22 protein-coding genes and 2 tRNA genes are annotated in these 22,560 nt (G+C 62.1%); 9 read left to right on the top strand and 15 right to left on the bottom strand.

The features are described from left to right. Positions 1 to 573: 573 nt before the first annotated feature. Positions 574 to 650 (bottom strand) — tRNA-Arg (locus BTE28158_RS04385). 183 nt (positions 651 to 833) lie between these two features. Further along, the gene (locus BTE28158_RS04380; protein ID WP_059606402.1) at positions 834 to 1,664 is read right to left on the bottom strand and encodes an undecaprenyl-diphosphate phosphatase; all 831 of its coding nucleotides are present in this window, start codon (positions 1,662 to 1,664) and stop codon (positions 834 to 836) included. A gap of 485 nt (positions 1,665 to 2,149) precedes the next feature. On the opposite strand from BTE28158_RS04380, the gene BTE28158_RS04375 reads away from it, so the two are divergent. From BTE28158_RS04375 to BTE28158_RS04355, 5 genes are all read left to right on the top strand, one after another. After that, entirely contained in the window at positions 2,150 to 3,061 is a 912-nt protein-coding gene (locus tag BTE28158_RS04375; protein WP_151047827.1) for an aldose epimerase family protein, read from the top strand. A 136-nt stretch (positions 3,062 to 3,197) separates the two neighbouring features. After that, positions 3,198 to 3,890, top strand: coding sequence for a peptidoglycan DD-metalloendopeptidase family protein (locus BTE28158_RS04370; RefSeq protein WP_151047829.1), 693 nt, complete (start codon positions 3,198 to 3,200; stop codon positions 3,888 to 3,890). Positions 3,891 to 4,268: 378 nt separating this feature from the next. Continuing rightward, positions 4,269 to 5,888 (top strand): acyl-CoA synthetase, encoded by a 1,620-nt coding sequence (locus BTE28158_RS04365; protein ID WP_151047830.1) that lies wholly within the window; start codon positions 4,269 to 4,271, stop codon positions 5,886 to 5,888. A gap of 88 nt (positions 5,889 to 5,976) precedes the next feature. Beyond that, positions 5,977 to 6,303: a DUF2288 domain-containing protein gene (locus BTE28158_RS04360; RefSeq protein ID WP_059606389.1), complete on the top strand. Its 327-nt coding sequence runs from the start codon at positions 5,977 to 5,979 to the stop codon at positions 6,301 to 6,303. 10 nt (positions 6,304 to 6,313) lie between these two features. Beyond that, positions 6,314 to 7,684, top strand: coding sequence for an MATE family efflux transporter (locus tag BTE28158_RS04355; protein ID WP_151047831.1), 1,371 nt, complete (start codon positions 6,314 to 6,316; stop codon positions 7,682 to 7,684). Between the two features lie 25 nt (positions 7,685 to 7,709). Here the strand turns inward: BTE28158_RS04355 and BTE28158_RS04350 are convergent, their stop codons facing one another. Then, a complete protein-coding gene (locus tag BTE28158_RS04350; RefSeq protein ID WP_151047832.1) occupies positions 7,710 to 7,901 on the bottom strand; it encodes a hypothetical protein in 192 nt (63 codons plus the stop codon). Between the two features lie 135 nt (positions 7,902 to 8,036). Here BTE28158_RS04350 and BTE28158_RS04345 point away from each other — a divergent pair, with 135 nt between their 5' ends. Then, entirely contained in the window at positions 8,037 to 8,207 is a 171-nt protein-coding gene (locus tag BTE28158_RS04345; RefSeq protein WP_162840567.1) for a hypothetical protein, read from the top strand. Between the two features lie 209 nt (positions 8,208 to 8,416). Here BTE28158_RS04345 and BTE28158_RS04340 read toward each other — a convergent pair whose 3' ends face one another. Further along, complete coding sequence (locus BTE28158_RS04340) at positions 8,417 to 9,223, bottom strand: GNAT family N-acetyltransferase (RefSeq protein ID WP_059606381.1); 807 nt, start codon at positions 9,221 to 9,223, stop codon at positions 8,417 to 8,419. Between the two features lie 159 nt (positions 9,224 to 9,382). Further along, positions 9,383 to 9,844 (bottom strand): phosphohistidine phosphatase SixA, encoded by a 462-nt coding sequence (gene sixA, locus BTE28158_RS04335; RefSeq protein ID WP_151047833.1) that lies wholly within the window; start codon positions 9,842 to 9,844, stop codon positions 9,383 to 9,385. 162 nt (positions 9,845 to 10,006) lie between these two features. On the opposite strand from sixA, the gene BTE28158_RS04330 reads away from it, so the two are divergent. Both BTE28158_RS04330 and BTE28158_RS33060 read left to right on the top strand, forming a co-directional pair. Then, positions 10,007 to 10,083, top strand: a tRNA-Pro gene (locus BTE28158_RS04330). Between the two features lie 99 nt (positions 10,084 to 10,182). Then, complete coding sequence (locus BTE28158_RS33060; RefSeq protein ID WP_420868012.1) at positions 10,183 to 10,560, top strand: transcriptional regulator domain-containing protein; 378 nt, start codon at positions 10,183 to 10,185, stop codon at positions 10,558 to 10,560. Between the two features lie 39 nt (positions 10,561 to 10,599). On the opposite strand, the gene BTE28158_RS32370 is transcribed toward BTE28158_RS33060, so the two are convergent. The 9 genes from BTE28158_RS32370 to BTE28158_RS04290 form a co-directional block, all read right to left on the bottom strand. After that, positions 10,600 to 10,893, bottom strand: a complete 294-nt coding sequence (locus BTE28158_RS32370) for a hypothetical protein (RefSeq protein ID WP_151047834.1) — start codon at positions 10,891 to 10,893, stop codon at positions 10,600 to 10,602. Between the two features lie 2 nt (positions 10,894 to 10,895). Further along, entirely contained in the window at positions 10,896 to 11,486 is a 591-nt protein-coding gene (locus BTE28158_RS04325; protein WP_151047835.1) for a hypothetical protein, read from the bottom strand. Between the two features lie 1,272 nt (positions 11,487 to 12,758). Continuing rightward, positions 12,759 to 13,046: a PAAR domain-containing protein gene (locus BTE28158_RS04320; RefSeq protein ID WP_151047836.1), complete on the bottom strand. Its 288-nt coding sequence runs from the start codon at positions 13,044 to 13,046 to the stop codon at positions 12,759 to 12,761. Positions 13,047 to 13,061: 15 nt separating this feature from the next. Next, positions 13,062 to 14,021 carry a T6SS immunity protein Tli4 family protein gene (locus tag BTE28158_RS04315; protein WP_170296382.1) on the bottom strand — a complete coding sequence of 320 codons (960 nt, stop codon included), beginning with the start codon at positions 14,019 to 14,021 and terminating at the stop codon, positions 13,062 to 13,064. Between the two features lie 74 nt (positions 14,022 to 14,095). After that, on the bottom strand, positions 14,096 to 16,060 hold the full coding sequence (locus BTE28158_RS04310) for an esterase/lipase family protein (RefSeq protein WP_151047837.1): 1,965 nt from the start codon (positions 16,058 to 16,060) through the stop codon (positions 14,096 to 14,098). Between the two features lie 35 nt (positions 16,061 to 16,095). Continuing rightward, positions 16,096 to 18,870 (bottom strand): type VI secretion system Vgr family protein, encoded by a 2,775-nt coding sequence (locus BTE28158_RS04305; RefSeq protein WP_151047838.1) that lies wholly within the window; start codon positions 18,868 to 18,870, stop codon positions 16,096 to 16,098. Positions 18,871 to 19,011: 141 nt separating this feature from the next. Beyond that, on the bottom strand, positions 19,012 to 19,254 hold the full coding sequence (locus BTE28158_RS04300) for a hypothetical protein (protein ID WP_174919703.1): 243 nt from the start codon (positions 19,252 to 19,254) through the stop codon (positions 19,012 to 19,014). A gap of 154 nt (positions 19,255 to 19,408) precedes the next feature. Continuing rightward, positions 19,409 to 19,726 (bottom strand): hypothetical protein, encoded by a 318-nt coding sequence (locus BTE28158_RS04295; RefSeq protein ID WP_174919701.1) that lies wholly within the window; start codon positions 19,724 to 19,726, stop codon positions 19,409 to 19,411. Between the two features lie 220 nt (positions 19,727 to 19,946). Beyond that, on the bottom strand, positions 19,947 to 20,174 hold the full coding sequence (locus BTE28158_RS04290) for a hypothetical protein (protein ID WP_239007136.1): 228 nt from the start codon (positions 20,172 to 20,174) through the stop codon (positions 19,947 to 19,949). Between the two features lie 338 nt (positions 20,175 to 20,512). On the opposite strand from BTE28158_RS04290, the gene BTE28158_RS04285 reads away from it, so the two are divergent. Beyond that, on the top strand, positions 20,513 to 20,953 hold the full coding sequence (locus BTE28158_RS04285; protein WP_151047841.1) for a hypothetical protein: 441 nt from the start codon (positions 20,513 to 20,515) through the stop codon (positions 20,951 to 20,953). A 53-nt stretch (positions 20,954 to 21,006) separates the two neighbouring features. Here the strand turns inward: BTE28158_RS04285 and ppx are convergent, their stop codons facing one another. After that, complete coding sequence (gene ppx, locus BTE28158_RS04280) at positions 21,007 to 22,521, bottom strand: exopolyphosphatase (protein ID WP_059603629.1); 1,515 nt, start codon at positions 22,519 to 22,521, stop codon at positions 21,007 to 21,009. Between the last annotated feature and the right edge of the window lie 39 nt (positions 22,522 to 22,560).

Raw genomic sequence — 22,560 nt, 5'->3', positions numbered from 1 at the left:
ACAGGATTGCGAGGTCGAATCGGCGCGCGACTCGGAATTAACATTTTTTCAACCACATATCACATTCCTGAATAGGCCAGATATGGTCGCTCCGCCGATGCATTTCCGCATCGGCGCACTTCGTTCAGGAGTTTCCGTGATCTCTGATCCCCCTACCCGTCTGGTACATGCAGTCATGCATGTCATGCAAAAGCCGCTGCCAGCTTAGATGTTGTGAGGTTTCGAGGCAGTTCTGTACGCGCTGCTTGACCAAGCAGTTGAGCCTGCGACTGCTCAGTAAGAAGGCCCGCTCCGTCAACGGCCCCGTTGTGCTCGAAATCACCTGAATCTGCGTCAACCGGAACAGCAGTTGGATTGGTCGGATTTGCACATTGCGCAACGTCGGCCAAATCCAATCTCGGATCCTGTCCGACAGTTTGTTTGAACTGCTGCGCTTGCTCGGTCCGCTCGCTAACGCCCCACCACCTCGACACGCTCGAACAGCTGTGGATTGGTCAACAGGCATGCTGCCTACACGAGCATGCCGACAGAGGATGGGGAATTTGAAAATACCAGCTAACGCACTGATTTCACTGGCCCGCCCTACACGATTCGAACGTGTGACCTACGGCTTAGAAGGCCGTTGCTCTATCCAACTGAGCTAAGGGCGGTCGAGGGGAAAAGACACGGCCACACAACCCGGGCCGCATTTGACGCGAAAGGCTTCGAGCACAACACGGCACAAACCGGACTCAAAGCCCCGATACGAAACGGGCCCGGCATGAAGCCGAGCCCGAAATTATACCCGATCATCGCGTCATATCATGCGCGACGCGCAACCGGCACCGCAACCGTCAAACCGGCTGCGGATGCAGCATGAACCACCCGAGGCAAAACACTCCGGCAATCACGCAATACACGCCGAACGAAGCCAGCCGCCCGCGCCCTTCGAAATAGCGCATCAAGAACCGCACGCTCAGATAAGCGGCAATCGCCGTCAGCACGCCACCGAGCAGCGCGTCCGCGAGCTGATCGCGTGCATGGAACAGCTTCGGCAGTTCCAGCACGCCCGCCGCAAAAATGATCGGCGTGCCGAGCAGGAACGAAAACTCCGCCGCCTTTTCCGCCGTCAGCCCCGCCGCGTTACCGGCGATCATCGTCAGCCCGCTGCGCGAAAAACCCGGGATCAGCGCGCCGATCTGCGCGAGGCCCACGAAGAACGCCTGCTTGAACGTCATCTTCTCGGGCGGCTGGTGTGCACGGCTGCGCTGGATCCGATCGCCGACCCACAGCAGCACGCCGTTGATGATCAGGGCGATCGCGACGATCCGCAGGTCGTGGAACACGCGCTCGATGCGCTTCTCGAGCAGCAGGCCGACGATCCCGGTCGGGATCGTGCCGATGATCAGCGCCCACATCAGGTGTCCGTCGTCGTTCTTGCGGCCGCCGAGCTGCGCGAAGAAGCCGCTGATCAGCGCGATCCAGCGTGCGCGGAAGTACCACAGCAGTGCGAGCGCGGTGCCGAGGTGCAGCGCGACGAGGAACGGCAGCAACTGCGGTGCGTGCTTGTCGATGTGCATGCCGAACAGCGCGGGCACGAGCAGCGTGTGGCCGAGACTGCTGACGGGGAAGAGTTCGGTGACGCCCTGCAGGACGCTCAGGAATATCAGAAACCAGAGACTCACGCGTCGGTCCTTTTAGTGATGATCAATCGGGTAGAAAAGCGGACGACGCATCGCGCGTCCGAAAAAACGCGCCCCGATTATGCCCAGCCAGGATTACTGCGCCAAGGCATTTGGCCGGTTATTGCGGCAATGCACACAAACGCTTGCAACTTGTAAGCGCTCAGAAAGCAAAAAGCCCGCCATTTGCATGGCGGGCCTTTCGATTCCGGCAGAAATTGCCGTCAGCGGCCGAGCTGATAGAAAAACAATACCGTGCTGCCGGTAAACATGCCGAACAGTGCGATACCCATTGCCATTGCCAGATCCATGGCCCCCTCCACGAAGTGTCATGACCCGGCAACATCACCGGTTTAACGCCATTATCCAGACCGTCGGCAGTCTGAAAAACTCGCGATTTCCCCGAGAAGGGTTTTCCCCGACCGCCTCGCGGCCCGATAATGGAGCGCACCATCGCGCACCCGTCCACCCGTTCATACCGATTCGCCATGCCGATCTTCCAGCAGCACGACATTCATGAACTTCACGCCGGCCCGTCGCTCGTCCGGGTCGCCCCGCAATTCGGCGGCCGCCTGCTGTCGTGGCACGTCGACAACGAGCCAGTCATCTTCTGGCCGGAAGCCGCCGACTGGAGCAACCTCGCGCGCGTGCGCGGCGGCAATCCCCTGCTGTTCCCGTTCCTCGGCCGCCATCGCGTCGACGGCGAACTGGGCCGCTGGCGCGATGCCGCCGGCGTGGTCCGCGACCTGCCGATGCATGGTTTCGCGCGCGACCTCCCGTTCGCGGCACAACCGTCGGCCGACGGCGCCGCGCTGTCGATGACGCTCGATGCGAACGACGCGCTGCGCGACAGCTACCCGTTCGATTTCCGGTTCGAGACGACCTACCGGCTCGCCGATGCCCACACGCTCGACGTCGCGCTCACCACGACCAATCGCGGCGACACGCCGCTGCCCTACTACGCGGGCCACCATTTTTACTTCGCGCTGCCGCACGGCGAGCGCGCGCAAACCACGCTCGAGCTGCCGCCGACGCGCCGCTGCATGCAGCGCGCCGACGGCTCGATCAGCCCGCTCGAGCCCGGCGAGGCATCGTACAGCCTCGGCGATCCGGACATTCTCGACCGCTTCCACTGCCTCGACGGCGCGCCGTCCGAGCCGGTGCGCATCGTGATGCCGGGCCGCCGCCGCACGATCGAGATCGCGCTCGACGTCCCGGGCTCGATCCCGTGGTACGCGGTCACGACCTGGACGGAAAAGCCGGAATCGGACTTCTACTGCGTCGAGCCGTGGCTCGGCCTGCCGGACGCGATCCACAACGGCCTTGGGCTGCGCACGCTCGCACCCGGCGCGACCGAAACGGCATCGCTGCGGATTCGCGTGCTGCCGCTCGCCGGCTGACGTCGGCCGCACGGGCGAACCGGTGCGCGCCGGCCGCGCCCGCGGCCCGAAACTGCGGTGCTCGGGTCGAACCCGTTAAAATCGGACGTTTTGTATCGCCTGCCGCATCGCGCGCGGCGGGGTTTTGCGAGGTTCAATGTTCGGAACAACAACGAAGCGGCTCTTCGCGGCCGCCTGCGCCGCACTGCTCGTCGCGTGTGGCTCCGCACCCGTCGGCCCGGGTTACTACCGCGTCGAGCGCGGCGACACGCTCTACAAGATCGCGCGCGAGAATCGCACGTCGATGGCGAACATCGTGCGCTGGAACCAGATCACGAATCCCGACGCGATCGAGGTCGGCCAGGTGCTGCGCGTCGCGCCGCCGCCCGGCACGACGGCCGCATCGACCACCGGCACCGGCAGTGCGGGCCGCAGCCGCCCCGCGCCTTCGGCGCCGGTCGAATCGGCCGTCAAGCCGGCCACCAGCATCGCGCTGATCTGGCCGGCCGCCGGCAACGTGGTGCGCAGCTTCGACGGCTCGAAATCCAAGGGCATCGATATCGCCAACGCCACGGGCACGCCGGTGCTGGCCGCCGCACCGGGCACCGTCGTCTACGCGGGCAACGGATTGCGCGGCTACGGCAACTTGATCATCCTCAAGCACAATGCCGACTACCTGACGGCCTACGCGCACAACCGTGCGCTGCTCGTGAAGGAAGGTCAGTCGGTCACGCAGGGGCAAACGATCGCGGAGATGGGCAACAGCGACAGCGATCGCGTCGCGCTGCACTTCGAGCTGCGCTACGGCGGCCGCTCGATCGATCCGGCACGCTTCCTGCCGGCGCGCTGAGCGCGCCGCCGCCGAAGGAGGACGACACGCGATGCCGGCATGCATCGCATGTCGTCGCGAGGGAGATCGGTAAGGTTGTGTCAGCGCTTGCGCAGACGGCCGGTGAACCGGCCCGACAACGGATCGACGCGGCTGGCAAACGCCACCAGCGCACCGATTCCGAACAGGCTGAACCCCGCAGCTATCAGAAGCAAATCCATGGTCTCATCACTGTTTTTTCATGATCTTATGCGTCATGGCGGAATCGTGCACTGAGCCGCCCCCGTTGGACGAGTCCGCACATTCCCTATCCGTCAGGCGCCATTGTGAATTCGGTCGCGTGAAATGCCGATGTAATCTATCGACCAATGCCGACGATCGACGCCAAGGAGACACGCGATGCTACCCGCCGCCGACCGCTACGACGACCTGCTCTCCCGCTTCGCGTGGGACGTTCCGGCCCGTTACAACATTGGTGTGGACGTCTGCGACAAGTGGGCCGACGGGAGCGGACGGCTCGCGCTGATTCACGAAACGACGCAAGGCGACGTGTCCCACCTCACGTTCGACGACCTGAGGAATGCTTCTAACCGGCTCGCGAACAGCTTTGCGCGTGCGGGATTGCAACGCGGCGACCGGATCGCCATCTTCCTCGCGCAGGGCCCCGAAACCGCGATCGCCCATCTCGCCGCGTACAAACTCGGCGCGATCGCGGTGCCGCTGTTCACGCTGTTCGGCGCCGACGCGCTCGAATACCGGCTCGCGAACAGCGAAGCCGCCGCGCTCGTCACCGACGCGGCCGGTTACGCGAAGATCGCGCCGCTGCGCGCGCAACTGCCGGCGCTGCGCACATGCTACTGCATCGGCGACGATGCGCCCGATGCGCCCGGCGTGCTGCGCTTCGACGCCGCACTCGCCGCCGAATCGCCGGATTTCGTGCCGGCGGACACCGCCGCCGACGACCCGGCGGTCATCATCTACACGTCCGGGACGACCGGGAAGCCGAAAGGCGCACTCCATGCGCATCGCGTGCTGCTGGGCCACCTGCCGGGCGTCGAGATGTCGCAGCAATGCTTTCCGCGCGACGCGCGCCTGTTCTGGACGCCCGCCGACTGGGCGTGGATCGGCGGGCTCCTCGACGTGCTGCTGCCGTCATGGCACCACGGCGTGCCCGTGCTCGCGCGCCGCTTCGAGAAGTTCGACGGCGAAGCCGCGTTCGCGCTGATGGCGCGGCACGGCGTGACCCACGCGTTCCTGCCGCCGACCGCGTTGAAGCTGATGCGCGCGGTGCCCGCGCCGCGCGAGCGCCATGCGCTGGCGCTGAAATCGGTCGCGAGCGGCGGAGAATCGCTCGGCACCGAACTGACCGCCTGGGGACGCGACGCGCTCGGCGTGACGATCAACGAGTTCTACGGACAGACCGAATGCAACATGGTGCTGTCGTCATGCGCGGCGCTGTTCGACGCGCAGCCCGGTGCGATCGGCAAGGCCGTGCCCGGCCATGCGGTCGCGATCGTCGACGAGCACGGCACGCCGCTCCCGCCCGGCGTCGAGGGGCGCATCGCGGTGCGTCGCCCCGACCCGGTGATGTTCCTCGAATACTGGCGCAATCCCGCCGCGACGCGCGACAAGTTCGTGGGCGACTACCTCCTCACCGGCGACACCGGCACCATCGATGACGACGGCTTCGTGCGCTTCGTCGGCCGCGACGACGACGTGATCACGAGCGCCGGCTACCGGATCGGGCCGGGGCCGATTGAAGACTGCCTGCTCACGCACCCGGCGGTGCGGATGGCGGCCGTCGTCGGCGTGCCCGATCCGACGCGCACCGAGATCGTCAAGGCGTTCGTCGTGCTGAACCCCGGCCATGTCGGCGACGACGCGCTCGTGCAGGCACTGCAGGCCCACGTGCGAACGCGCCTGGCCGCGCACGAGTACCCGCGCGCGATCGCGTTCGTCGACAGCCTGCCGATGACGGCAACCGGCAAGATCGTGCGCCGCGCGCTGCGCGACGCATGAACCGGGCGCGCGCCGCCGCGCCGCGTGGCTGGCCGCGCGCCCGGATGGTTTATAGTGGCGCCCACGCAGTCTTTTCAGTACACGACCGATGTCCTCCGACCAACACGAATCCGCCGCGGGTGCGTCGCACAGCCCGCTCTACGCCAAACTCCTCGGCGAAACCGCCAAGATCGACTGGTGCGACCTCGAGCGCTTCTTCGCGCAGGGCAAGCTGCTGTCGGTCGCACGCGATCTCGATCTCGTCAGCGTCGCGGAAGCGATCGCCGGCGACGACGCCGAACAGGTCACGCGCTGGCTGTCGTCCGGTCTCGTCGCGCGCATGCCCGCGGAAACCGCCGCCGACTTCGCGGCGCGCAATCCGGAGCTGTGGGCGGTAGTCGTGTCGCCGTGGGTCTGCGTGCAGGAACGCGCCTGACGCGTTCGCCATGTCCGAATCCGCATTACCGCACGGAGCCGGCACCGGGTCGGCCGCGGTCTCGCACCGGCGCGTCCTCGCGCTCGCCTTCCCGATCGTCCTGGCGAACCTGACCCAGCCGATCCTCGGCGCGGTCGACACGGCCGTCGCCGGCCACCTCGACGGCGCGCAGTATCTCGGCGGCGTCGCGCTCGGCGGGCTGTTCTTCAACTTCGTGTTCTGGGGCTTCGGCTTCCTGCGCATGGGCACGACCGGCCTCGTCGCGCAGGCGCACGGCGCCGGCGACGCCGCCAGCATCCGGCTCAACGTGCTGCGCGCGCTGATCGTCGCGTTCGCGCTCGGCGCCGCCGTGCTCGCGCTGCAGGTGCCGCTGCTGTCATTCGCGCTGACCGCGCTGGGCGGCAGCGACGCCGTCCGCGCGACGGCGCTGGCCTATGGCCACGCACGAATCTGGAGCGCGCCGTTCGCGCTCGCGAACTACGTCGTGCTCGGCTATCTGCTCGGCGTGCAGCGCGTGCGGCTCGCGCTCGTCGCGCAGGTCTTCATCAACGCGGTGAACATCGGCGCCGTGCTGCTGTACGTGTACGGCTTCGGCTGGGGTATCGCCGGGATCGGTGCGGCGACCGCGACCGCGGACGCGTGCGGCTTCGCGCTCGGCGCATGGATGCTATGGCAACTGCGCCCGCGCGGCCTTGCGCCGCTGGCCGCGGGTGCATTGGCGGATCGCGCGGCGCTCAAGCGGCTGATCGCGCTCAATCGCGACATCTTCCTTCGCACGCTGTGCCTGCTCGGCGCGTTCGGCTGGTTCGCGCACCTGGGCGCCAAACAGGGTGACGCGACGCTCGCGGCCAACGCATTGCTGCTGAATTTCCAGACCTTCATGGCGTACGGGCTCGACGGCTTCGCGCATGCGGCCGAGGCGCTCGTCGGCGCCGCATCCGGCGCGCGCGACCGCGCCGCATTCCGGCGGGCCGTGCGGGTCACGCTGCTGTGGTCCGCTCTCGGCGCGCTGCTGTTCGCGCTCGTCTACTGGGCGGCCGGCGGCTGGATCGTCGCACAGCTGACCGACCAGGCCGGGATCCGCGCGGTCGCGCTGCAATACCTGCCGTGGGCGGCGATCTCGCCGATCGTGTCCGTATGGGGGTTCCTGCTCGACGGCGTGTTCATCGGCGCGACGCAGACGCAATCGCTGATGCGCGCGATGGTCGTGTCGTTCGCGATCTTCATTGCCGCGACGCTGGCGGCTGTCGGCCCGTTCGGCAATCACGGGCTGTGGTTCGCGCTGCTGCTGTTCATGGTGGCGCGCGGCGCGACGCTCGCGCGCTACCTGCCGGCGCTGACGCGGCGAATCGGCGCCGACGCACCCGCAGCCGGCACCTGACGGCCACGCAGGCCGGCCGGTTTCGTTATTGCGCGGATGAGGGTGCGGGTGCTGACGGCGCAGGCGCACCGAGCATCGACGGTGGCGTCATGTCGGTCGGCACGCCGTGGTAATCGGCCGGATCTTGCGGCGGGTGGCCGCGGCGGGTCTGGCGGGGATCGCCGGAACAGCCGGCGAGAACGGACGCGGCCAGCACGGCCAGCATGAAACGGGTCATCGGTGAGGCTCCGGAAAACGGCGCGCCCATCGCGCGCCAGGACCGCGCCGAGTCTAGCGGAATTCCGGGCTAGGGGTTGTCCCGCGCATGTTCTACCATGTACCCATGGCGCTGTGCCGTTGAAAGGAGGCTGCCATGTCGTCTGAAGAAATCGCCGGCCTGATCGGTCTGTTCATCGGTCTGATGGTGCTCGTCGCCCTGTCCTATTTCGAGTCGCGCGAATACAAGCGCAGCCACGGCGGCGAAGGAATGATCCATCACTGGATGGCCGAACACCACCTGCTCGACTGGCGGCGCAAGCACTAGGCAAGCCCGCCCTGTCGTCCGGGCCGCCGCTTGCGCGGCCTGCTCCGAACGTGCGCCTGCGTGCACGGTGGGCAGTGCGTATCACCCAAATTAACAGGGCCGGATAGAACAACTTCCTCGGAACGAACAAACGCCGTCGCGCGGCAATCTGCCGTGCGACGGCGTTCGCTTGCGTGCGCGCCTGAGCAGCGCGCCGCGATCAGAATGGCTCAGCCCAGAAAGTGCCGGGCGTAGCGGGCGTTGATGTCCGACAACCGGAACAGCGTCAGGAAGTCCGCGCAGTTGAAGTCGGGATCCCACGCCGGAGCACCGCAAATCTTCGCACCGAGACGCAGGTAGCCCTTGATCAGCGGCGGCGGTGCGACGACGGTGCCCGTCTGCAGTTCGTCGACCGGCAGCGCCGTATGAGGGAACGCGCGGTATTCCGGCGCCGTCAGCGAGTTGGCCGGCAGCGACTGATACAGGTTCGCCGCATAGTGCCCGCCGTCGGCCATCGACACGCTCGCGCAGCCGAGCATCGTCTCGTAGCCGTTCTGCATCATGTACGCGCCGAGACCGCCCCAGAGCGCCATGATGACGGCGCCGCTGCGGTAGTCGCTGTGCACGCACGAGCGGCCGACCTCGACCATCTTGCCGCGCAGGTGCGTCAGGCGCGACAGGTCGAATTCGCCTTCGGCGTAGAGACGGCCGACACGCGCGGCCTGGTGCGGCGGCAGCACACGGTACGTGCCGACCACCTTCAGCGTATCGAGATCGCGCACCAGCAGATGATCGCAATAGGCGTCGAACGGATCGACGTCGAGACCGGATGGACCGCTGACCTGCGCGCCCATCTCTTCGGCGAACACGGTGTAACGCAGGCGCTGGGCCTCGCGCAGTTCGTCTTCCGTGCGGGCCCAGGCGGCCCGCAGACGGAACTCGGATGTGACGGTTTCAGCAGCGCGCGGCAGGTGACGCCGCGACGTGTCGAGGGGAAGCGAGGCAAAGGGGAGCGTAGGCGTCGGCAGTTCTCGCATTAGGCTTTCCTGATCGTAAGGAATAGGACGACATGCCAGCCAATGTAGTAACCGGTCGTTACCGTTCTGTGGCACGACCGTGTCCTTTCAATGACGTGTCGCCGAATTGACTTTAGCAGAAAGCCTGCGAAACCGTATGATCAATGCCTTCGAACCCCTTCAGACAAGGTCTGGCGTCAATACCGCGCGCAGCACGGCCTGACGGCTGCCGTCGCGCGTGCGGCTCGCGAGCCACACGATACCGCCCTTCTTGACGCTCCAGCTGTCGCCGTTGCCAGCGATCAGCTGCGCCGCGACGCTGCCGAGCGTCGGCTGGTGCCCGACGATCACGACCGTCGGCGCGATGCCGTCGGGCCACCCGGCGGCCGCCAGCACGTCTTCGACGCTGCCGCCCGGCGCGAGCGCATCGACGGTCCGGTATTGGTCGGTCAGCGCCTCGACGGTCTGCACGGTGCGCGCCGCCGGGCTGGCGAGGATCACGCTGCTCGACTCGAGCCGGCCGCGCAGCCATTTGGCCATGGCCTGCGCTTCCTTGCGCCCGCGGGCCGTCAACTGGCGTGCGAGGTCGCTTGCCGCGTAGTCCTCGGCTTCGGCGTGGCGCCACAGGATCAGGTTCATCATGATGTCTCTCCATGCTTCGACGAATGATCCGGCCGCACGCTCGCAGGCCGGACGATCACGCCTCGAATTGTCGCCAATCGTGAGCGTTTCGTGATGACGTGCGCCTTATGCAAAACGTGATTGACCCAGTTACCCATTAGACGATAGAATCTTTGGCTACGTCGGAGCGTAGCGCAGCCTGGTAGCGCATCTGATTTGGGATCAGAGGGTCGTAGGTTCGAATCCTATCGCTCCGACCAAAGGAATCAAGGGGTTAGCGAAAGCTAACCCCTTTTTCTTTGGGGCGTCGCGCGGGCATTGCTACCATCTGGATCGATTCCCATAAAGAACTACATCCGATGGTAGCCGATCCCGTCCCTGTTCAACACCGCTTGTTCATCGCCCGTGAAGACTGGCGTGATGACGCCAAGTACCCGCCCACCAAACTTCAGGACCCGTCTATTGGGGCTTGGGAACTGCTCCGACGCAACAATCAGTACGCGCAGGATTTTGCCGATTGGCATCAGCGAGTTACAGACGTTCCCCCGCTCCCGTTTCCCAAAATGTTCCTGGATGGGTATTTTTGCGCCCCAGAACCTGAATCGGGCACGACCTACGAACAGTATCGGGCCAAACATCCCAACCACCTTGTACTTCCGCTCCTAGACCATATTCGCGAACGCTGGGGTATAACCCGCCTATTCGAGCCGACAAGCGTGAGGCGTCCGCCAGACTGAAGAGCCGGATGAAGTTTCTGCACGGTGAACTCCATCGGGTCAGTATTCGCATGGCAACAAGAGCGTTGTTGCTCGGCGATCGGCTTCCGTGATGATCCACAGCCGCTCGCGAAGGGTGCCAAGTTCGTATGCAGACAGCAGCCGCGTTCGATTCGTCACGGCGCGATCGTTCGAGCGAGCGTCGTCTGCACAGACCGCACCCCAATCGCCTCTACCGTGCCGTCGAAGTAATGCATTGGCGTTCGTGCCGGTTCGGTCGAGAAGATCGAGCGCGCCCGGTGTGGCAACAATCAAGCCGAGAGGGAACAAAGGTTCACGACGATATGCATACATAATTAGGTATCCATATCAATTAAGACGAGCGAAGGTGCCGAACTGATGTTCGGGAGCAAGCTCAAGGATGGGAATGACTGAAACGCGAGGTGATACAGGGACGTTTCAGGCAAGCGAGGTGCGATGAACGGGATCGCGGGAGCCGTTGAAGGCGCGATGCTCAGGTGAGCCGGAAACGGGCAGGCAACCGCGAGGCAGAAAGGCAAAACTAGGGATTTTTGCTGGAAATCGACAAAAAACACCCTAGAACGACACTTCAGCAAGCGAAATGTATCACAATCCGGCCAAAATTCATAAAAGGGACAGATTTCCAGCCCCTGAATCGGTAATTTTTTGCTTCTCAGTGGCTTCGAATCCGTCTCGAATGCTCTGCCCATATCGGAAATGACCCTCCGCCCCCTTTTGTGGCCCGTCAGGGGCTGCAATTCACCCCGGATAGGGGGTTGCATGGGTGCAACCATGCGGCGGCGACGGGCCGGATTTTCACTTAGAAAGTATTTTGTAATGTTTGCGCAACATGGCAGACGCAGGATGGAACCGTTACAGGGGCGAAAAATGGGTACTTTGCTCATTTTTTGAGCAAAGTAGGCCATTCCAGGTACTTTGCACCCCGAAATATAGGCTGATGCCTTTATTACCCACCCAAACCGGGCGCTGAAATGCCAAAACGAGGCTCGATATTGGTTTCCAGTCCGGTCAAATCCGCTCAAGCGACGCCGAATCAAGGTTCTGACGACTTAACTACCTCGTAGCGACGCTTCCGCCTCGTTTTTTCCAGGGTAATCTGCGACAGGTACTGACATTGAGCGCACCAGTTGCCAGCTGACGAAACCTGCCGGGGTCTCGCCCACCATCGATGACCGCGCGCGCACTCCCATTTGAGCTTCGTGTTGTTGTCGACATAGTGCTCAGATACGCAGATGCCGCCCCGGTCCGCGGCAATCGATCGCATCAATTCGATGGCCTGCCGCTGCCTATCTTCGGTGCGACATGTCGGACACCAGTGCCCCTTCAAGATTTCCGTACCCCACGCCATCCACTCGTGTCCCCGCTCGCACTGAAATGGGTAACGAGCCTGAATACGTTGATAGCGGGATGCGAGACATCTGCCGCCTTGCTCTGCCGCCTTCTCTTGTAGCTTCGCAAGTCCGTCTGGCATTCGCTTACGATCTGAAGAGCATTCTTGGCACCACGCCTTGCGCAAGACGTCGTAGCCCGCGGCCTCCCATTCGTGTCCTGAGCCGCATCTCAATCGGTATTTCGCCATCCGGCCATCGTAGACGGTCGACAAGCATTCGCCGCCCCGCTCTCGCGCACGATCCTGTATCGGCTTCAGTCCGCCTTGATATCTACGACGCTCGGATCGCCGTTCAGTCGAGCACTTTGCGCACCAGTGACCGCCCAAGACTGAAGCGGCCGTGGCCTCAAACTTATGGCCTGCGGCACAGACGAAGCGGTAATTCGCATGTTTTCCACGATACCGCTTGCTCAGGCACAGACCGCCTGCTTGATGGGCGACGTCATAAATACGAATCAGAGTCTTTTTAATCCAGCACTGATGGCATATTAATGGCCCGCCACGTCCGCGCACCCGGAGCATAAAACTTGCCCCGGACATCGACGAAACGTGCTTGCCCACAACGGAATCGATACTGATGATGTACGGTATGCCACTTGCGGTCGAGTAATACAAAACCCGCGTCCGCAAGGTAAGCCCGAAGCATTTCGAAACGTTCGTCACGGGTTGTCACTGAAACAGGGTCTCGCTACCGATAGAGTAGAAAAGAAGCCGGCATCTCGATATCGGCCCAGTGCCAAACGGAGTCACTTGATCCGTTCAATATTCCGTTCGTATCACCTGCCGTTCAGACCTCGACATACGATACCGACTGCGACGCCACCAGCTTCGGCGGCGTTGGACAAGCGCACCGACAGAGGTCGTCACTCAACGCCGACTGTCGGCCATCCGGCCCAGTACTCGAATGACGTGGGCCGTCGCACACGATCACGCCGAGCGTCTTGCACACCGGGCACCACACCGGATCGTGTTCATACGCTTGTTCTCGGTCGTGCAGAATGTCTTGTCCGTCACCACCCTGCACTATGCCTCCAACCGTCGTCGCATCACCTTTCACGATGTCATAGCGCCTCATCGCAAGCCCTCCTGCTCAAACCGCGCCCGGCCGCAGCCGAAGGCTGTTCAGCAGCGTATCCCATGTTTGCAGTGCGCCGGCCTCATCAACCGGAGAACTTGCCTGGTCGGGCGACAGGTCGTGACTGGGGGCGCCTAACAGCAATTGAATTGCCGTATGTGGCTTCGCAAGCGTGGTCGGATCGCCTGGCGCAAGCAGGTAGAAACGGTACGACGTGATCTCGCCCTCCTTCAACGCGAACAGCACTTCCTCCGCGTCCATCCCCGCCACCGTGCGCTTGCCCTGCCGCAGAATGCGGTAGCTCCCGCTCGACACCTGATCCATCTTCGCACGAAGATCAGGAAGCGTTTTGGTCAATGGCGAATTCTGGTCCCCGTCTACCGACTCGCGCATCTGGATGACGAACAGCGCCGGTCGCCCCGGCATCAATGCGAACGACTGGCTGACCTCCTCGGAGTAGGTCGACGAGCCAGTGGCAATGCCGCCGTCAAAGCAGAATCCCGATTCGGTCGGTACCGACCAATTGTCGCGTGCCTTGATGCGCCGATAGAGGTCCGTGTAAACCGGATCAAATTTATCCAAACCGTTTGAGCCAAATGACCCAGTTGTATGGAATAACGTGTTGTTTTCGAAAATATAACCTTCAGTATGAAACGGCTGAGCGACCCCTTCAGTATAAAATTTTTTATAAGCAAAAACTTTTGAGTCAGCCGTTGGCGACAACACTTTTTCCAACCACGGATTATATGTTTTATTGCCTCTACTACCTGGATCAGTGCGCTTTTTTGCATTCAATTCTCTTTCGAGGCTACCAATCTTGGTCTGATACGTTGCAGCCGACACATTGTGCTGCGTCTCCAGTTTCTCTCCCCAAAATGCGTATCGCTGATTCGTAATTTCGCTGGTAGCAGGTCGTTGGAAAACGAAGCGCCCGATGCACCACGGGCGCTGCTTGGACAACAAGGGATTTGTCATGGTCGGTTCCCCGGAGAACGTTACCGAGCAGGCGCAAACGCCCACCACTAAAAACAGGAGTCGCCCAATACGCGTCAGCATGATGGCTCCTGCGCATCCTGAGCAATTTGTACGATGCTGTACAGGAGCGCCCATCGGGACCACGGGTGGTTATAGCTTTCCTGGTGCACATAGCCTCCTTGGTCAAATATCATTTGTACGCCGTGCGCCGCTCCGCCTTCTGCGCCGTACGCAGGAGCTTCCGCGGACCAGACCGGTACTGTACCGTCGCCTGGCACAATGCCATTTTTTTTAGGATCGGGCGTGTCGCTGCCCGGCGGCAGCTTCGCCACCTTTTGCACTTCGAACTCGATGGTGAGGTTACGAGAATCCAGGTGCACGCGTAGCGTCCCAGTGTGCGAATCGGCGCCCTTTTCACTCAAGAACCGTGCGGCGCGCAACTCTTCCTCCGTCACATCCGGCGGCACGTTACCCTTCCAAATCACTGTACCCCATGCCAACAAATCCTCCAGCTTCTCGCTTTTCTCGATCTCGGGTCTGTCGCTCCTGGGTTCGCCGTGATTGTCGCCTGACGTGGGTGCACCCTTGGGTTTCAAATCCCCGTCCCCATAGGCAACGTACGTTCTATCGTGGTATGTATTTATTATGTTTTTCTGGTTATCCACCACAACACCCATAACATCGTTGAAATTTTCAGATATGGTCGCCTTTATTGGTCGACTGTCGAGTCGCTTCTTAATGATCCCAGCAGGATCAAGCAATGAATTCGATTCACTCGGCACCAAGCCATACCATTTCGAATTAGCATAGATTTCCTTGTATGCACTTCCTTCCTTCGGAAACTTCATCACTGGAGTGCCGTCGAGTCGCGAAAAGATCCACCATGCCTCCCCGTTGTGGTAATCCGGCATCGGTAACAACTCAAGCGGTCCCGGCGCATTCGCGGCTACCGCCACAAACTCGTCTGCATTGCTCCCGAGCAAGGCGCCGTTGATAAAACCGTTCACCCCACCCTCGCTACCGCCACCAGTGCGGAACCGCTTCGCCGCGATTGGCGCCCCGGTCGCTGGTAGCACGTTGTGGAACACGCCGTGCATTAGGTCCGCTCCGCCGTGCATGGCGATCGCCATCCGTGCAACTAGCCCACCCATCGAGTGCGTGAGGATAATCGCCTTGCCGCTATGGTTCTCCTCGATGATCTCCCTGATGCCCATCAGGCGCGCCGTCTTGCCGGTCTTCTTGTCCGTGAAATTCGCGCCATCAATCACCTGTTGCGCCGATTTTTCATTCGATTGCAGCCAGTTGTAGCCGATCGCGTACACACGGTACTGGAATTTCATGAAGTGCTTGAACACCTCCGAATCTTTCGTGATCGCCTGCCCCCTGCGTAGTGCGCCAGCGTCGATCGCTCCATAGTCGGAAGGCTCGGTGTCCAGCAGTGGCTTGAGCGCCCATTTCTTGCCTTCAGGGTCGCCTTGAATCCACGGCCCTTTATGCTTTCCCAGATGCATCGGCTCGTTCAGTTGCTCCTGTAGCCACGCCAACATCGGCTGATAGCTCGACCGATACACCGAGCCCCAACCCCGCCGAATGGCCTCCTTCTCGTCCACGTACTGGTTCGGGTCGTCATCCTTTTCGTGCTTGCCAGCACTGACCGGCCCGAACGGTGTCACAGCGGCCTTAGTCGGGTCGAACTGCGTTTCTCGCGTGGACGCGCCCTTGAACCACAGGCCGATCAGTGCGGGCAATGCGCCCGCCTTCCCAAATAGGCCGTCCGTCTCCGGCGCAAAGAACAGCTCGTCACCGGTGTCAACGTTCACCAACGGCGAGCCCATCACGCCCGGCAGGAAGATCACCGGAATGATCGGTCGCACATCGCAAAGCAGTTCCTTTTGTCGTGTATCGCTCGCCGGCGTCAACGTAAAGTGCCCGACCGAGGCCCCGTCCTTGTCCGTGCGACCGGCCTGCTGGACGACTTCGTTCTCGGCATCGTCATTGAACGGCGATCCGCCGCCGGATTGATCTGTGTTTTCGCTCATCGTCGTTCTTCAGATTCGACCATCGGTTATCGGATTCATGCTGCAGGACCGTTCGGCTTCGGCCGCAATGCGCGCACCGCCAACTTCTCGATATCCTCGCTCTTCTGCTCGGCCACGTGCCCCAGCTCGTTCGTCATCCCGGTCAGACGTGTGCCGTCCCCGCGGATCAGTTCGTACGGGTGGTTTTTCAGCACCTCGCCCGTGATGCGATCACGCAGCACATACGGATCGTTAAATTTGGCCTGCGGCAGACTGTTCATATGCTGCGCAATCGAACTCGGCCCCTGACGGCTGAGCGACGCCGATTTAATCGTGCGCGGGCCTTGCGTACCGTCTTCAATGCCAGCCGCCACCCAACGGGTGTATGAGCCGCCCGCCTTGATGATGATTTCATCGGCGTCGAGCACAATACGCTTGGCCTTCACCGTCACGTCTTTACCCGCATTAACGTTCACGTCATCCGTGTTGGCCGACAGCTTGATCGGACCTTTCGCCGTCACAAAGAATGCGCCGAGTTTGTGCGCGAAGAAGCTCACCTTTTCCGCGGCCGCCACGACGAACGACTTGCCAGTTGCCACGTACGTGTTCTCGTTACTGACGACGTTGACCTCTTTCTCGGCCACGATATGCGTCGAGTTGTCTGCGACCAGTGCAATGTCCTTCGGCGTCGATACCAATATGTTCGGCTGCGCAAATCCGTTGGCACTGCCAGTACCGCCACCCGCCGTCACGCCGCCCGACGTATCGCCCGACACCGGATGCTGGATGTCCGTCGATAGCGCCTTGAGCGCATCCTGTCCGGTTTGCAGTGATTCCGCCTGAGCGGTTGTGCTTGCGCTAGACAGCGACTCGACCAGCATTCCCGCCTGCTGCAACTGCGACCGCGCCTCGTCCACGCCCATCTGTTCATCGTCGTAGGATTTCGAGTGCGCACTGATGGACAACCCCTTGCTGGCACGAACTGCCCCGAACTCGTCGGCGTGCAGGATGAAACCTTTACCCAGGTACTGTCCGCGCGTGTTGCCGTCATGCTTGATCAGGTAGCCCTGCGTCAGCGCCGCATAGCTCTTGCCGGTATAGCTGACCAGCCGCGTGCCGCCTTGATTCGTAGAATCGTCGTGGACGAACGAGTTGTATGCTCCTGTCTTGCCGAATCCCTCCGACTTGAACCCGGACAACAATGCGTTTGAATGCCATGGAGAGGGGGTCGCGCCTCCGTTGATACGCCCTAATACGAACGGCTTGTCACAGTCGCCGTTCCAGTAACCAACGATGACCCATTCCCGCGCCCTCGGGACGTGGACAGCCCCATAACCGTTCCCGGTATCGGATTGAAGCGACGACAGCAATGGTGAGGAATTGAAGGCTTCCGGCGGGTTCTTGCGATCCCATGCGAAATGCACCCTGATCTGGTTTCGGTCGTTCGTCCACGCCTCCGCGCCATCCGGGGTCACAACAAGCGCGTGTTCGATCGAGATGACCGGCTTCGGATGATCCAGCGGGCTCCGGTATTCGACAGCCGTAGGTTGCGCCTCGACTTCGAGCACGAAAAATCCGGCCGAACCATCCGCCTCATGTCCCAGCGTCTTGAATCGCTCACGGTGAATCGCCTGCTGCTCGGCCAGCGTTGCGCGAAGACTTTGCGGAAACTCGGCCGTCTGCGGGCCGATCGGGACGTTGTTCTCGATGAACCACCGTGCCTCGACCACCAGAAACTCTCGCTTCTTCGAATCGCCGTCCTCGTGGCGGGGATGACCGTTCAAGACGAACCGCAAACCGGCATCCAGCCACCGCACACCGCCTACGCCGAAATATCGGCTTGCTCGCGCATCCCACATCTCTACTCGCCGTCGCGCTCGCACCTCACCGGTGTCTGAGCTGGAATAGCCGTAAGCCGTCGATTCGTAGACCGTCATCGGCGCATCAGGAACGCTATGCTCAGCTTTCTGGCCGCGCTCCTCCATAACATAGCTCGTCGCGGCAAGTCCGCTTTCAACCTGAAAATCGGACGCGGGCCGCTTGTAATCAAACGCACGCGACATGTAGCGCGTGCTCTGCATCGTCTGCACCGCAGCCCAATGCGCGAAACCGTCAGATTCGTTGCTGTCGTTCGCTCGAATGAACTCAACTGACTTGGCATCGGGAAGGGTCGAGACGCGGTCAACGATGACGAGCGTCGTCTTGGGCGCGTCACCTTCGCTAACGTTTTCGTGGACCCAGTAGAAATACCAGCCCTCGGCCTCAGCCAAGCGGTTCACAAAGTGAAGATCGGATTCGCTTTGCCTGCACCAAGAACGCTTGGCAGGATCGGATGACAGCGCAAAACGGTACTGCCCGCGCAATTGCGGGTACCGATCGAGCACGTCGGAGATGATCTCGCGAGCGTCTTTCTCGAGCCAGCCTTCTTCGTTGTGGGTCTTCTCAAGGAAGACCAGTGCCGATGAAAACTCGATCTGGTATGTCGAAAGGCCGCCGTTTCCGCCCAAATAGGCCACCCGATGTACGAAGCCGTGGACCGGACGATAGACGGGAACCGCAAAAGGAGCCGTAACCTGCTGAATCCGCAGGGTAACGGGTTGGTGCATCAACGACAGCAGCGCAGTGTCATCGCGCGTCGACGCGACGTCAATCGTGTACGAATAGTCGCGCCCGATTCTGGCCGATCCGCGGGCCCGTAACGGCACCAGCGCATTCTTGCCGAGCGGCGTATCCAGCATCAGCAGTCGCCCCTGCTGCAAAACGCCCTTGCTGATCGCCTCATAGAGGTCGCGCAACTTCAGGTCCCCGAGTGCGGACGGTCTGATATCCATTTTCGTTATTTCTCTCAGGTTCGACCGTCAATCCAGTGATAAAGGCGACGGTCAGCCATTGCTACAGCAAGTTTCTCGCGCGATTCTAATCTAAAGTCTGAGAAATATGGTGCGGCTTGACTGAGTTTGACCCCCGGTCATCTAGCGGAGCGGAGGCTCGCGCTCAGGTGCAATCGGCGATAGCGAGTCATTGATCACAAATTTGCTGAGCTCCGCTTGGGCGTTGGCAATGACGCACGACGGGTAATTCAGCAATTGCTCGTTTCGGAGGACGAGTACCTTCTGGATCGCGGCCATGCCATCGGCCATAGTCGTGAATTTGTCTTCAGCCTTGCCGCAGACGACGCAATCGTGAAGCGCCGCTTCATCAGCGGCCTGGAACAAGTCCAGGCCGGTTCGCCCCTCCGTCACTTCGTGGACGAAGTGCACGCAATAGGTGGCGCAGAACGGCTAAGCGACAACAAGACCGGCCCCGGCGCTAGTCGCGGGAGAATCGCCACTCTCTTTGCCGGTACAGGTCGCCGAGCTTTCCCCGTCCCTACGCCACCGCACGCTTATCAAATTCCCCAATCCAATCGATCATGAGTTTCGGGTCATCGGCCAGCTCGTCGACTCCGGGAAGGGTGGCGTCGAACTCGTCGCACTTTGAGTGCTCAAACCGAGAATATTTCGTCGTCATTTGATCGACGAGCACACTGTCATCTTGTGTGATCTTTGCGGGTGAGCGAATCTGCGGAGTCTGACGGAGCGCCGAAATCTTTCGATTAAGCCGTTCAGCACGACCTTTTCGACCGACCGCTCGACCGGTATCGAAAACCGCCACAGACGGCTTTGTCGGGACGTTCCCTTCCCACATCGAGCGCATCCACCACGCCTACCAGCGAGCCCAGTCGCCGCAATGATATGAACGCTCGTGACGGGAACGTGCTGCCCGTGGCCGCCGCGTTCTTGCTGTTCCAACGCATCATCGAGAAGCGCCAGCAATGAAAGTCTATGTGTGAAGCAACCACCTGTCGTGTGCGCGACAGCTCAACCAGCGATAAGGGTCAGAGCTTGCGTCCTTGCCTTATCGACTGTCAGATCGGGATAGCCCTCAATCTTGATCCGCCTGGCTTACGATTTACTTTCCGATAGAGAATGAACGTCTTGACGCCGCTCGGGCCGATGCCGATCGCAATACCGCTCACCTTCGTGTCGTAGTAATACTTCCAGCCCTTCTCTGGCATCAGCAACGCTTCGGTCGCTGCTTTCGTAAAATTCAAGGCATCCTTGCCCGCCCGCTGCGTTTTCTCGCTATCGCTCATCGTTGCTAGCATTTTGCTACTACGTGCAGCGTTGTGGATCGGAACAGCAAATCGCAATGAGCTTAAGTTCCACATCAAATCAATGATTTATAACTTCCATCGATCGCCAGCGACGTTGAAAATTGCAGGGACACCCGATTTGGGATCAGAGGGTCGTAGGTTCGAATCCTATCGCTCCGACCACGAGATACACGATAAGGGTTGCAAGCCCTCGCGCTTGCAGCCCTTTTTCGTTTGGTCCGCTGCCCGCTTGCGCCACCGGTGCCGTACCGCCCGCAGCCCGCGCACGAAAATTGCGGGAACACGCGATAATGTCCGCGACCAACCCGCAATCGCGCATGAAAAACCACGTTTTCAAGACTGCCCTGCTCGGCGTGCTGCTCGCAATCGGCACCCTCGGTGCGTCCAGCGTCGCATCGGCCAAGTCGCTCGATGACGCGCTCGACTGCCATTCGAACGGCCACAAGTTCGTCGCGCCGCTGCTCGCGGCAGGTGACATCCAGTCGGAGCCGATGCACGTCGAATCGAATTCGGTGAACGCATTCCGCACGAACCATCCGCTGACCGCCTACGGCTTCGGCGTCTATGTCGTGCTCGGCTACCAGGCGAACGATCCGATTTTCCAGCCCGGCGACGGCACGCCGATCGGCAACTGGGCATACGGCGTCGTGGTGCGCGGCACGAAGAACGCGGTCGAGCAGGCCGTGCGCAAGGCAGGCAGCGACGCGACCGTCAAGCAGGCATTCCCGTTCCTGACCGCGATCGTGTGCTCGGACTGAGTGCATCGCAAGGCAGCCTGGCGGCGCGAGCGCACCGCCGTCGTGCCGGCGCGTCACGCGCCCGTATAAACCACGCGGTACGGAATACCGACCTTCTCCCACTCGGCCGCTTCCTGGCTGAGGCTGTAGTCGGTCAGCGGGTTCTGCTCGACCCATGCGCCCGGCAGGCGCACTTCATACCCACCCTTCTTCATCTGCGACACGGAAATGTCCGGCAGCCCGGCATCGGTCCGGCGCCGGCACAGCAGCGCCGCGAGCCTCAGGCAGAACAGCAGCGGCCATTCGACGTCGCGCGCCTGCGATAGCTTGCCGAGCTTGCCCGCATGCCCGAGCACGAGCGCGGCAAGGCGCGCCTGGTCGGTGCGCGAGAAACCCGGCATGTCGGCGTTGCTCGCGATATAGGCGGAATGCTTGTGATACGAGCTGTGCGAGATCGACAGGCCGATCTCGTGCAACGCGGCGGCCCAACCGAGGAACATCCTGCCTTCCTCGCGTTCTTCGTCGTCGGATTCGTCGAGCTCGTCGTAGAACCGCACCGCGAGCGCACCGATGCGCCCGGCCTGCGCGCGATCGACGCCGTAGCGGCGCGTGAAGCCCTCGACGGTCACCGCGCGCATGTCCTCGTGCTGGGTCCGGCCGAGCAGGTCATACAGCACGCCGAGACGCAGCGCGCCGTCGGTGGTATCGACGTAGTCGACCCCCAGTTCCTCGAATACCGCGAGCATGATCGCGAGGCCGCCGGCGAGCACCGGCACGCGATCGGGCTTCAGCGCGATCAGCTTCAGCCGGTTCACGTTCTCGGACTTGATCAGCGCGCGCTTCAGGCGTTCGAGCCCGCCGCGCGAAATGCCGTGCGTGATGCCCGCGTCGTTGAAGCCGTTCGCCTCGACGAGCTCGGCGAGCGCACGCGCCGTGCCGGACGAACCGATCGCCTGGTCCCATCCGGCCTTCTTGTACTCGCTGGAAATGATCTGGATCTCGCGCTTGGCCGCGAGTTCGGCCTGCCGCATCGTGTATTCGTCGACGTTGCCGGCCGGGAAGAACGCGCGGCTATGGCTCACGCAGCCGATGTAGAGGCTCTCCATCACGATCGGCGTGTAGTGCGAGCCGATGATGAATTCGGTCGAGCCACCGCCGATGTCGACGACGAGCCGCTTGCCGGCGCTCGCTGGCACCGAATGTGCGGCGCCCGCATAGATCAGACGTGCCTCTTCGCGGCCCGCGATCACTTCGATCGGAAAACCGAGCGCCGCTTCGGCCTCGCCGAGAAATTCGCCCGCGTTCTTCGCGACGCGCAGCGTGTTGGTCGCCACCGCGCGCACATGATCGGGATGGAAATCGCGCAGGCGCTCGCCGAACCGCTTGAGCGCCTCCCAGCCACGCTCCTGCGACGCGCGATCGAGCATCTTGTCGCTCGACAGGCCCGCGGCCAGTCGAACGGGCTCGCGCAGCGCATCGACGGGATAGATCTGGCTGCCCGCCGGCGTTTCCTCGACGCGCCCGACGATCAGCCGAAAGCTGTTCGAGCCGAGATCGACGGCAGCCAGCAAGTGGGGGGATGTAACCATCAGAAGGGGGCTCCGTGCGCGTTCGCCCGCGGCAGCCGG

Source organism: Burkholderia diffusa (assembly GCF_902499115.1).
In the GTDB taxonomy this organism is placed as follows: domain Bacteria; phylum Pseudomonadota; class Gammaproteobacteria; order Burkholderiales; family Burkholderiaceae; genus Burkholderia; species Burkholderia diffusa.
This window is presented reverse-complemented; position numbering and strand designations above follow the sequence as displayed.

What these genes read in the sequence shown, in the direction of transcription:
- BTE28158_RS04375 (WP_151047827.1), top strand. Translation starts at nt 2,150, where the DNA reads ATGCCGATCTTCCAGCAGCACGACATTCATGAACTTCACGCCGGCCCG.
- BTE28158_RS04370 (WP_151047829.1), top strand. Translation starts at nt 3,198, where the DNA reads ATGTTCGGAACAACAACGAAGCGGCTCTTCGCGGCCGCCTGCGCCGCA.
- BTE28158_RS04365 (WP_151047830.1), top strand. Translation starts at nt 4,269, where the DNA reads ATGCTACCCGCCGCCGACCGCTACGACGACCTGCTCTCCCGCTTCGCG.
- BTE28158_RS04360 (WP_059606389.1), top strand. Translation starts at nt 5,977, where the DNA reads ATGTCCTCCGACCAACACGAATCCGCCGCGGGTGCGTCGCACAGCCCG.
- BTE28158_RS04355 (WP_151047831.1), top strand. Translation starts at nt 6,314, where the DNA reads ATGTCCGAATCCGCATTACCGCACGGAGCCGGCACCGGGTCGGCCGCG.
- BTE28158_RS04350 (WP_151047832.1), bottom strand. Translation starts at nt 7,901, where the DNA reads ATGACCCGTTTCATGCTGGCCGTGCTGGCCGCGTCCGTTCTCGCCGGC.
- BTE28158_RS04345 (WP_162840567.1), top strand. Translation starts at nt 8,037, where the DNA reads ATGTCGTCTGAAGAAATCGCCGGCCTGATCGGTCTGTTCATCGGTCTG.
- BTE28158_RS04340 (WP_059606381.1), bottom strand. Translation starts at nt 9,223, where the DNA reads ATGCGAGAACTGCCGACGCCTACGCTCCCCTTTGCCTCGCTTCCCCTC.
- sixA (WP_151047833.1), bottom strand. Translation starts at nt 9,844, where the DNA reads ATGATGAACCTGATCCTGTGGCGCCACGCCGAAGCCGAGGACTACGCG.
- BTE28158_RS33060 (WP_420868012.1), top strand. Translation starts at nt 10,183, where the DNA reads ATGGTAGCCGATCCCGTCCCTGTTCAACACCGCTTGTTCATCGCCCGT.
- BTE28158_RS32370 (WP_151047834.1), bottom strand. Translation starts at nt 10,893, where the DNA reads ATGTATGCATATCGTCGTGAACCTTTGTTCCCTCTCGGCTTGATTGTT.
- BTE28158_RS04325 (WP_151047835.1), bottom strand. Translation starts at nt 11,486, where the DNA reads ATGGCCTACTTTGCTCAAAAAATGAGCAAAGTACCCATTTTTCGCCCC.
- BTE28158_RS04320 (WP_151047836.1), bottom strand. Translation starts at nt 13,046, where the DNA reads ATGAGGCGCTATGACATCGTGAAAGGTGATGCGACGACGGTTGGAGGC.
- BTE28158_RS04315 (WP_170296382.1), bottom strand. Translation starts at nt 14,021, where the DNA reads ATGACAAATCCCTTGTTGTCCAAGCAGCGCCCGTGGTGCATCGGGCGC.
- BTE28158_RS04310 (WP_151047837.1), bottom strand. Translation starts at nt 16,060, where the DNA reads ATGAGCGAAAACACAGATCAATCCGGCGGCGGATCGCCGTTCAATGAC.
- BTE28158_RS04305 (WP_151047838.1), bottom strand. Translation starts at nt 18,870, where the DNA reads ATGGATATCAGACCGTCCGCACTCGGGGACCTGAAGTTGCGCGACCTC.
- BTE28158_RS04295 (WP_174919701.1), bottom strand. Translation starts at nt 19,726, where the DNA reads ATGTGGGAAGGGAACGTCCCGACAAAGCCGTCTGTGGCGGTTTTCGAT.
- BTE28158_RS04290 (WP_239007136.1), bottom strand. Translation starts at nt 20,174, where the DNA reads ATGAGCGATAGCGAGAAAACGCAGCGGGCGGGCAAGGATGCCTTGAAT.
- BTE28158_RS04285 (WP_151047841.1), top strand. Translation starts at nt 20,513, where the DNA reads ATGAAAAACCACGTTTTCAAGACTGCCCTGCTCGGCGTGCTGCTCGCA.
- ppx (WP_059603629.1), bottom strand. Translation starts at nt 22,521, where the DNA reads ATGGTTACATCCCCCCACTTGCTGGCTGCCGTCGATCTCGGCTCGAAC.